The sequence below is a fragment of the Streptomyces sp. NPDC002265 genome, from assembly GCF_040296125.1.
Classification (GTDB): Bacteria; Actinomycetota; Actinomycetes; order Streptomycetales; family Streptomycetaceae; genus Streptomyces.
On record NZ_JBEOWS010000376.1, the window covers coordinates 1 to 8964 of the forward strand.

An 8964-nucleotide genomic window follows, 5' to 3' on the forward strand; every position below is an offset into this window, starting at 1 on the left:
GAGCCATCAAGGGCAGCAAGCATGAAAACCATCCCTGCCCCACTCGCGCGACCCCAGAGTCGCGAACTCCTGGGACGCACTCAAGAAGGTAGGGCAGCATGAACGACATGTTCGAGGCCCTTGAAACGCTGACCGACCGCGATCCAGGCCGTCGGGATGTCGCCGCCGACGTTCTCGGGGACCTCCTGCGCGGCACCGCACTCGACGCCGACTCCGTTCGCCTGGCCGTGGGACGTCTGGTCAGCGTGGCCGTCAACGAACCGGTGACCCAAGTACGCGAGTCCGCTCTGAACTCGATCAGCGAGGCATTCGACCACTACAGCCTGCCTCTGCCCCTCGTCACACCGCTGACGACAGCCATGCCGACGATGGCGCGCGAACTCCTCGTCCACACGCTCTACATCCTCGGGGCCACCCACGACCCGCAGGCCCGGCCACTCATCGAGTCCTTCCTCCATCACCCCGACGCAGAGGTTCGCCAGGAGGCCCGGCTCGCAGCAGCCGAGATCACCGCCGTCGAGCCGGAGGGCCTCACCCACAACTCTTGACCATTGCTCTCGGCAGGCGCCCCGCAGTGACGGCGCCTGCCCGGCCCGGCCCGCTCGACACGGCGACCGGCCACCCGGCACCTCCCCCAGCGCCCGCACCGGGAACCAGACGACAACAGCGCAGCCAGCGCTCATCCCGGCCGCAGTACCCGCAAACCTGCCGGCCGGCCGGACTCTGCCACCGCTCCCCTACCGGGGTGCTGACCCGGCACTACAACCTCATCGACACCTGCGCCAACCGCCAAGAAGCCCTGCGCCGGGCACGGATGAAGGCCGGCTGACTTTGTCCATGAGAACGGGGTTCTGGCACAGATCTTGGGGAGCGGTCGCAGAGCGTGACCAGGTTGTTCGATTGCGGGGGTCTGGGATCGGTTGAGACCGCGTACGCCCTGCCACTCATCGGCCGTGAATGACGCTCCATCAGGTTTCTGTTCGGGTCCTCCTCGGCAGGTCGTGGCCGGTGACGGTCTACCGATGCAGGGCAATGCATCATTCTGGGACTCACTGGTCTTCGAGGGAATCGACGACATGAACGTCGAGGCGGTCACCACCGCCTTCGGCACGGTCCACGTGGCGGTGAGAGGCAGGACGGCAGGGGCCTCGTGTCCGGACTGCGGAACCGTCTCGGAGCGGGTGCACGCCTGCTACCAGCGCAGGTTGCGAGATCTCCCCCTCGGTGGGCAGAACGTTGTGATCCGGCTGACGGTCCGACGCTTCATCTGTGACGCGACGTCCTGTCCCCGCCGCACGTTCGCAGAGCCGTTCACCCGGCTGACCAGCCCGTACGCTCGGTTCACCAGGCGACTCAACCACGCCCTGGAACAGGTCGGGCTCGCGCTCGCGGGACGAGCCGGCGCCTGCCTGGCCGCTCAGCTCGGTCTCGGGGCAGGACGGATGACCTTGTTGCGCAGGATCATGGCCCTGCCGGATCCGCAGTTCAGCACGCCGCGCGTGCTGGGTGTCGACGACTTCACGATCCGCCGGGGCCAGACCTACTCCACCGTCTTGACCTGTGGTGAGGCCCACCACGTGGTCGATGTGCTCCCGACCCGTGAGTCGGGGCCGCTGGCCGCATGGCTGGCCACTCACCCGGGGGTGGAGATCATCTGCCGGGACCGGGCGGGTGCCTACGCCGAAGGGGCCCGACTCGGTGCCCCCGACGCCCTGCAGGTCGCGGACCGCTTCCACCTGTGGCAGGGCCTCGGCCGGGCCGTCGAGACATGCGTCGCGGCCCACTGCGACTGCCTGCGGACCCGCCACCCAACCCGCCGACCAGCGACACACTCACCACCGCCGACCGGCCGCAGCACGATCCGGATCCCGTCGGTCGACGGGCCGAGCGGAAGAAGGCTGCACACGCGTTGATCCACGACCTGCTCGCGCAAGGCCACTCACGCCGAGCCATCGCCCGGCACCTGGGCTGGGGCCCGAACAGCGTCCTCCGATACGCGGCAGCCACGCGCCGGCAGGACACTTTCCGCGAGAACCAGCCCCGACCCAGCAGGCGGGACCCCTACAAGCCCTGCCTGGAACGACGGTTCGCCGCGGGATGCACGAGCGTCGTCCAGTTGTACGGCGAACTGCTCGCCGAGTACGCGCCATCACCTGCCAGATGGTCCGCGCCCACATCGCCACACTGCTTGCCGTCCCCCGGCAGGCGCCACCTCGACCACCGACAGCGCGACAGGTGACCGGCTGGCTCACCCGCCACCCCACAGCCCTGAGCGAGGAAGAACACGCCGAGCTGAAGAACATCCTGGTCCGCTGCCCCGAACTGGACCGCGCCGCCGAACACGTCCTCAGCTTCGGCGAAATCGTCACCAACCGCCTCGGCCCCACACTCCCCACATGGATCGCCGCCGTCGACGTCAGCCAACTGCCCGGCCTCACCAACTTCGCACGCCACTTGAACCGGGATATCGACGCCGTGACCGCCGGACTCACCCTGCACTGGAGCTCCGGCGGCAGCGAAGGCGCCGTGAACCGCATCAAGAAGATCAAAAGGCAACTCTACGGACGCGCCGGACTCCAACTGCTCCGCAAGATGATCCTGCTGCAATAGCCTCCGCGGCCATCAGGCAGCATGAATCCAACTCCCCGTTGCGCCAAGCGCATGGCCGGGAACACGGCGGCCCGGCAGAGTCGGCGAGCGGTACCCAAGTGAACGACGGAGGCAAAACGTGAAGACAGACGCGGACATGGATTCGCTTCGCTGGGCGGTGGCCTGGATGTGCGTCACCTTTACCCGCGACCTGAGCCCCGGGGAGGTCTTCACCCGGTACGGGGCCGACCCGGACCAGGCACGCCTGCTCGACTGGGACACAGCCTCGGACCTGGTCCCGGGCGACTCCGGTGACGCGATGGTCTCGCTGCTGCGGTCCGGGAGGATCGATGAATGGGCCTTCTGCGTCGAGGAGGAAGGTGGCATCGGCTTGGGGGAAGAATCGCTTGCGGAGCTGTCTCGCGGCACTGAGACATACAGCCTGGCGACGACCGACGGAATCGACGTCTTCCAGTACTGGCGTGACGGCGAATGCGTCGAGTACTTCGAGCCAGGCATGGAGCACACCCGGTCCGAACCGTTCGGCCCCTGGTGGGATCGGGTGGAAGCGGCGCTCGCCACGCACGAAGGAGAGGATGCCGGGATGGCACCTGTGGTGGCCCTCGTGCTGGACCACCTCGGCATCACCCTGGACGACGCCACCCTCGCCGGCCCCTGGCCCAGCCTGACGCTCGCCGAGGACGACGCGCCGTCGGGGCCCCTGGGCGACACCTACGCGGGCGAGGGACCGGTTCCGCCCGGGACTGTCGAGATCTTGTAAGACCTCACAACATCGATGATCTTGAAACTCAAGCGTCAGTGGTCACCGTCCGCGTTCGCTCCCCAAGATCTGTGGGTCACGTCCGCTGGAGTGGTGTATCGACGGCCACTCGGTGATCTCGTTGTGAGGCTATGCGGTGAGTTCGGTGGGCAGGGCGGTGTCGTCGGTTTCTGACTCGATCGGGTGGAGGCGGGCCTTGGCGAGGAGTTCGCGGCCCATGTAGCGGCGGGCCTCGGTCCATTCGTCGTTCTGTTCGGGCAGGACCGCGCCGACGAGACGGATCAAGGCGGTGCGGTCGGGGAAGATCTCGACCACGTCGGTGCGACGGCGGATCTCCTTGTTCAGCCGCTCCTGGGGATTGTTGGACCAGATCTGCCGCCAGAGCTCCCGCGGGAACGCGGTGAAGGCCAGCAGGTCGTGCTGGGCGGTGTCCAAGTGGGCTGCGGCCTTGGAGAACTTCGCTTCCAGTGCGTCCAGGACGTGGCGCATCTGGGCCTGGACAGCGTCGGTGTCGGGTTGTTCGAAGACGGTCCGCAGCAGCGTGGCCACCCAGGGCTGAGCCGACTTCGGGACCTGGCTCAGCAAGTTTCGGGTGTAATGCGTGCGGCAGCGCTGCCAGGATGCGCCGGGCAGGACCGCGCCGATCGCGTTCACCAGGCCGGTGTGGGCGTCGGGAGACGACCAGCTGGACGCCGGACAGGCCGCGGGCGGTCAGGGAGTGCAGGAAGGCGAGCCAGCCGGCGCCGTCCTCGGCCGTGGCGACGTCGATGCCGAAGATTTCGCGGTGGCCGTCGGCGTTGATGCCGACCGCGATCAGGGCGTGGACGTTGATGATGGGGCCGCCCTCGCGGACCTTCTGCGTCAGGGCGTCGACCCAGACGAACGCATACGGTCCGGCGTCCAGGGGCCGGTTGCGGAACGCGGTGACCTGTTCGTCGAGGTGCTTGGCCATCGCGCTGACCTGGGACTTCGACAGCTGAGTGACGCCGAGGGGCTCGGCGGGTTTCTCGACCTGGCATGTGCTGACACCGAGCAGGTAGGCGGTGGCGACCACCGAGATGAGGGCCTGCTCGGCCCGCCGGCGTCGTTCGAGGAGCCAGTGCGGGAAGTAGCTGCCCTGACGCAGCTTGGGGACGGCGAGTTCGACGGTGCCGGCGCGGGTGTCCCACTCGCGTGGACGGTAGCCGTTGCGGTGGTTGACGCGTTCGTCGCTGACCTGCCCGTATTCGGCGTTGCAGAGGGCGTCGGCCTCGGCGGACATGAGTGCGTCGGCGAACGTCTTGACCATTGCGCGCAGCAGATCGGGACTCGCCGAGGCGAGGTTGTCCTCGGCGAGGGCGCGCAGGGGCACACTGTTTGGTGCGGTCATCGTGCTGATCTCCTTCGAGCCTAGACATCTCGAAGATCAGCCGGTGGCCGTTCTCAGATCCGGACCCTCACTCCGACGCCGGGACATACACCCGAATCAGGTGGGAACTGGTACACCACTCCCAGGGACGCAACCGATCTGTGCCCGAACCCCGTTCTCAGGTCCTGTCCGCGGTTCCGTGAATCCCAGGTCAGGCGGCGACTGCCGGAATGCTCCATCAGGACCGCTACGGACCCCTATCCTCACTCAGCCGTAGCATGAGGCCAGGCAACGGGTACGTGGGAGACGCGATGACGTGGTCGGTAGCAGCACGGATGCGAATCCAGCACGCTCGAAAGCAAAACTGGGACCCCGACATCATCCGTGGCCTCGAATTGCCGACCCCCCGTACAGCGCAGGACCGGGCCCGCATCCTCGTCGAGCAGCAAAGATGGAACGAAGCGATTAGCGAGATCTGCGAGGCCACCCGATATGGCCGCCGTGACGCGAGGTGCGTCGTCCTGGCCCTGATGTACGGCTGGAAGGTCCCAACCATCGGGCCACAGAGGGCCAGGCCTCTCGGCAAGGCGTGATCACCAACCCTCCAGTCGGACCATCACGGCACCGGAACTGCGGACAGAGCCGCTTTCAAAGGGCAGGGTGCGCAGGAGGCGGCGGAGGGAACGGCGCAGAGCCAGGCGGCGGGCGAGGCCGGGTGCGGCGTAGGCGGTGACGACGGGTACGGCCACGGCGGCGAACGTGGTGATCGGGCCGATCCAGCAGGACATCAGAGAAACTCTACGACCCCTCTCGCGCGGCACCGCCGCTGCAGGACGTGCTCTTCCTCGCGGACTGCATCGCGTTCGACCATGACTCCCCCACGACCGTCGTGCCCTTGCAGGAGCCGGCCACCGCACCCTACGAACCGGTCGGTCACGACCGACCCTGGCTTCGCGCCAATCGCACCTACCGCGACATCCTGGACTCCGTCGCCGAACAGGCCCACGCGGTCCGCACACCGACCTACTACGGCTGCGGTACCTCACGCACGGCGATCCGCTGGCCGACTTCAGCCGCCGGTTCGCCTCCTCCACCGAAACGCGCGCCCTGTACGGCATGGCCATCAGGCACGTCGCCCTGCTCGCCGCGTACATGGGGCTGTACCGGGTGCTGGAAGCACCACGGAGCAGCAACGGCATGGACTTCATCACCGATCACCTCAATGCCCTCGAAGGCTATGACTTCGGGAAGCTGATGACCGTCCCGGTGTTCCTGCCGGGACACGCCGAGGAACCCGTCGAGGCGTTCTCCGTGCTGAAGGAGAGGGCACGCGGCCGCGTGGAGGCCATCACCACAGCCGGAATCGATATCGCCAGACACCTCTACGCCATCCGCGACGGCCTGGCACACGGCAAGCAAGACCTCAGCTCAACGACCTCGGAAACGCCGTCGACGCGGTTGCAGCCGACCTGCCCCTGCTGAAACTCCTGGCCCGAATGGCTGTCGAACAGCGCTAACCGCCCTCGCCCCGGGCGCGTACGCATACACACCCCGCCCTGTGGCGCATGAACCTGAGCCCCTGCTTCACCGGCATCAAAGCGATGTCCGCTCGCAGGTGGCGCACACCTGACGCATCCCGCGGTGAGGGCCGTAGCAGCCGACGAGACTCTTCACCCTCCCCCCTGCCTCTCGATAGTGCCGGTCAAGAGTCCTACAGGCAGACCTCGGACGGATCGACATCAGAGGCATCCCACAAAACGCTGTCCCCGTCCAGCACCCAAGCTGTCTGTGACAGATTCGCGGAAATATGCTGTACGACTCTCGCGAACATTCCCTCCCAACGACACTCCACCATGCATGCGACGGCATTGGCCAGATCAGGGAGCTGCACTCCCCGCCGAAGGAAGATAGCGCCTTCACGCCAATCCCAATCCACCGACGGATCAGCCTTATACAGGGTGAAAAGGTGCCCCTGCCCATCATCCAGCTGCACGACGTCTGCGGTGGCTTCGGCCCCGGCTTCGATCAGGATGCTGCGAGCCTCATCGAAGAGGCTAGCGGAAGTCGAGATCAAGTATGCCCCTTTCATCCCAGTTCCCTCAACATCGTGATGAGCTCCTCCGGAGTGCGCGCAATCGGAGTCCCCTCTCGGGCCGCCGCATTCCATGCCGCCGCCAGCATGTCCGGAGCGTGCCCGATCGCAGTCACTCCGGCGCTCGATTTGGTATCCACTAGTTGACTACTGAACTTGATTGAGTGATGTCGGAGCCGTTCGCCTGACGGCGTCCGGTCCGTTCCGGTAGCCCTGAGGTCGTGAGATACGCGCAGGGCGGTGGGCTGACCGAGGTGGGGAGGGCCGCGCGGGAGCGGGTCCGACTGCAGGCCGCGGAAGGTTTCAAGGGCGGGGAGAGGAACCGGGAGATCGCTGCCGCGCTGCGGGTGAGCGAGCGGTCGGTAGAGCGGTGGCGCCGGGCCTGGCGCGAGCGCGGAGGGGTCGGCGTCCGGTCGAAGGGATCACCGGGCCGCCCGAGGCTCAGCCCGGCCCAGATCGCCAGGCTGGCGCGGGAGTTGGAGCGGGGGCCGCTTGTCCATGGGTGGGCGGACCAGCGGTGGACGCTGGCGCGGGTGAAGACGCTAATCGGCCGGCTGTTCCACGTCTCGTACACGGTGGAGGGCACGTGGCGGCTGCTGAGGCGGCACGGCTGGTCGTGGCAGCAGCCCGCCCGCCGGGCGATCGAGCGCGACGACGCGGCAGTCGAGGTGTGGAAGAAGGAGACCTGGCCGCGGGTAAGAGCGCCGCGGCGGCCCTCGGGGCCTGGATCGTCTTCGAGGACGAAGCCGGGCAGTCTATGACGCCGCCGCGCGCCAGGACCTGGGGTCGGATCGGCCAGACCCCCGTCGTTCGAGTCCGGGGCCGGGGCTCCGGCCGGGTGTCGATGGCGGGCCTGACCTGCTACAAGCCCGGTGAACGGTCCCGGCTGATCTACCGGATCCGGGAGTACCGGGGCCGCAAGGACGAGCCGAAGGGCTTCGGCTGGCACGACTTCCGGGACCTGATCGTCCGCGCCCGGATCCAGCTCGGCGGCCCGATCGTCCTGGTCTGGGACAACGTCCGCCTCCACCTGACCAAGCCGCTGCGGGAGTTCATAACCGCGAACTCCGACTGGCTCACCGTCTTCCAGCTGCCCACCTACGCGCCGGACCTCAACCCGCAGGAGGGCATCTGGTCACTGGTCAAACGCGACATCGCCAACCTCGCCGCAGCCGACCTCAGTCAGATCACCCGGGCCGTGAAGCACCGGCTCAAACAGATCCAGCACCACCCCGACCTGGTCGACGGCTGCCTCAGCGGTACCGGCCTGACCATGGACAGCTGACACGCCAAAGTCCTTATCCGTTGAGCCAGTCCCCCGGGAGTACGGCCCGGACCGCTTCCAGCGCTTCCCCGGTCCGAGCCCTCACAGACACGCAGCCCTCCTCATCCCGCAGCAGCACGTCCGCGCCGAGGAACCAGCGAGTGCCCTCGAAACCCCTGGCCGGATAGGTCGGAAACGGCAGCTGCTCGCAGCTCTCTTCGAGGATCCGCGTGTACTCGGGGTCGGGCTCGTAAAGGAAGTCGCTCAGGTGCTGCGGTACGTGCAGGGCCTCCGCCAGCACCATCTCGACGGCCATCCACGACAGGCGTTCCATCCACGGCTCCCACCGCTGGGCCTGCTGGTCGGCCAGATCCGACAGCACATGAACCGCCGGATCAGCCTGATCGAGATCCTTGACCAGTACACCCCAGGAGCAGGCGCCCTGATTCTCCTCCCGGAAGACCAGCGCCTCGCTGCGGGCGTCGATGTAGAGCTGGTCCGGGTGCAGCAGCCGATCGTGGTTACTCGTCAGATCCTGGCGCCTCCCGAGCAGCCGGTACATCTCGTCAAGGGCGGTCGGCAGGCTTACGCCGAGACGTTCCTCCGCTCGTGCGAGGTTCTCCTCGGTGAAGCCGTCGCCGTCGGTGAGTGGCTCCACCCATGCGTGCGTGAAGTCACGGACGAAGCGCCAGGCGGCCTCGCGGTCCGCGCGTGCATGCTCCAGGCCTTGGCGAACATCGAACGTCTGCGTCATGGTGCAGACCCTAACCTCGCCGTTTCGGTTGGGGCGATGAGGCGTCGCTGAGGGACAACTGTGGGGTGGCCGAAACGATTTCGGTGCTCGGGCATGGCGGAATCCCGGCGCGGTGGTCGGGTTCTCCGGAGTCCTT

At 67.3% G+C, this 8964-nt stretch carries 9 protein-coding genes and 1 pseudogene; 6 read left to right on the forward strand and 4 right to left on the reverse strand.

Going from position 1 to position 8964, the window contains the following annotated elements:
- The first annotated feature begins 98 nt into the window (after positions 1-98).
- The 4 genes from ABT085_RS39560 (at position 99) to ABT085_RS39575 (ending at position 3370) form a co-directional block, all read left to right on the forward strand.
- Positions 99-548: a HEAT repeat domain-containing protein gene (locus ABT085_RS39560; protein ID WP_351619774.1), complete on the forward strand. Its 450-nt coding sequence runs from the start codon at positions 99-101 to the stop codon at positions 546-548.
- A 474-nt stretch (positions 549-1022) separates the two neighbouring features.
- Entirely contained in the window at positions 1023-1913 is an 891-nt protein-coding gene (locus tag ABT085_RS39565) for an ISL3 family transposase (RefSeq protein ID WP_351619777.1), read from the forward strand.
- A 322-nt stretch (positions 1914-2235) separates the two neighbouring features.
- Positions 2236-2610: a transposase gene (locus tag ABT085_RS39570; protein ID WP_351619779.1), complete on the forward strand. Its 375-nt coding sequence runs from the start codon at positions 2236-2238 to the stop codon at positions 2608-2610.
- Between the two features lie 118 nt (positions 2611-2728).
- Positions 2729-3370 carry a DUF6461 domain-containing protein gene (locus tag ABT085_RS39575; RefSeq protein WP_351619782.1) on the forward strand — a complete coding sequence of 214 codons (642 nt, stop codon included), beginning with the start codon at positions 2729-2731 and terminating at the stop codon, positions 3368-3370.
- A gap of 129 nt (positions 3371-3499) precedes the next feature.
- On the opposite strand, the pseudogene ABT085_RS39580 reads toward ABT085_RS39575, so the two are convergent.
- Both ABT085_RS39580 and ABT085_RS39585 read right to left on the reverse strand, forming a co-directional pair.
- Positions 3500-4739 (reverse strand): annotated as a pseudogene (locus tag ABT085_RS39580) (IS256 family transposase).
- Between the two features lie 572 nt (positions 4740-5311).
- Positions 5312-5506, reverse strand: a complete 195-nt coding sequence (locus ABT085_RS39585) for a hypothetical protein (RefSeq protein WP_351619785.1) — start codon at positions 5504-5506, stop codon at positions 5312-5314.
- 328 nt (positions 5507-5834) lie between these two features.
- Between ABT085_RS39585 and ABT085_RS39590 the strand changes: the two genes are divergently transcribed.
- Positions 5835-6200 (forward strand): hypothetical protein, encoded by a 366-nt coding sequence (locus ABT085_RS39590; RefSeq protein WP_351619788.1) that lies wholly within the window; start codon positions 5835-5837, stop codon positions 6198-6200.
- 229 nt (positions 6201-6429) lie between these two features.
- On the opposite strand, the gene ABT085_RS39595 is transcribed toward ABT085_RS39590, so the two are convergent.
- Positions 6430-6792 carry a hypothetical protein gene (locus tag ABT085_RS39595; RefSeq protein ID WP_351619791.1) on the reverse strand — a complete coding sequence of 121 codons (363 nt, stop codon included), beginning with the start codon at positions 6790-6792 and terminating at the stop codon, positions 6430-6432.
- A 239-nt stretch (positions 6793-7031) separates the two neighbouring features.
- Between ABT085_RS39595 and ABT085_RS46880 the strand changes: the two genes are divergently transcribed.
- Positions 7032-8095 (forward strand): IS630 family transposase gene (locus ABT085_RS46880; protein WP_502982929.1). Its coding sequence is split into 2 segments (ribosomal slippage): positions 7032-7479 and positions 7479-8095, totalling 1065 coding nucleotides; the frame shifts between segments, so codons are not numbered across the junction.
- A 13-nt stretch (positions 8096-8108) separates the two neighbouring features.
- On the opposite strand, the gene ABT085_RS39610 is transcribed toward ABT085_RS46880, so the two are convergent.
- Positions 8109-8828: an SMI1/KNR4 family protein gene (locus tag ABT085_RS39610; RefSeq protein WP_351619797.1), complete on the reverse strand. Its 720-nt coding sequence runs from the start codon at positions 8826-8828 to the stop codon at positions 8109-8111.
- Positions 8829-8964 lie beyond the last annotated feature (136 nt).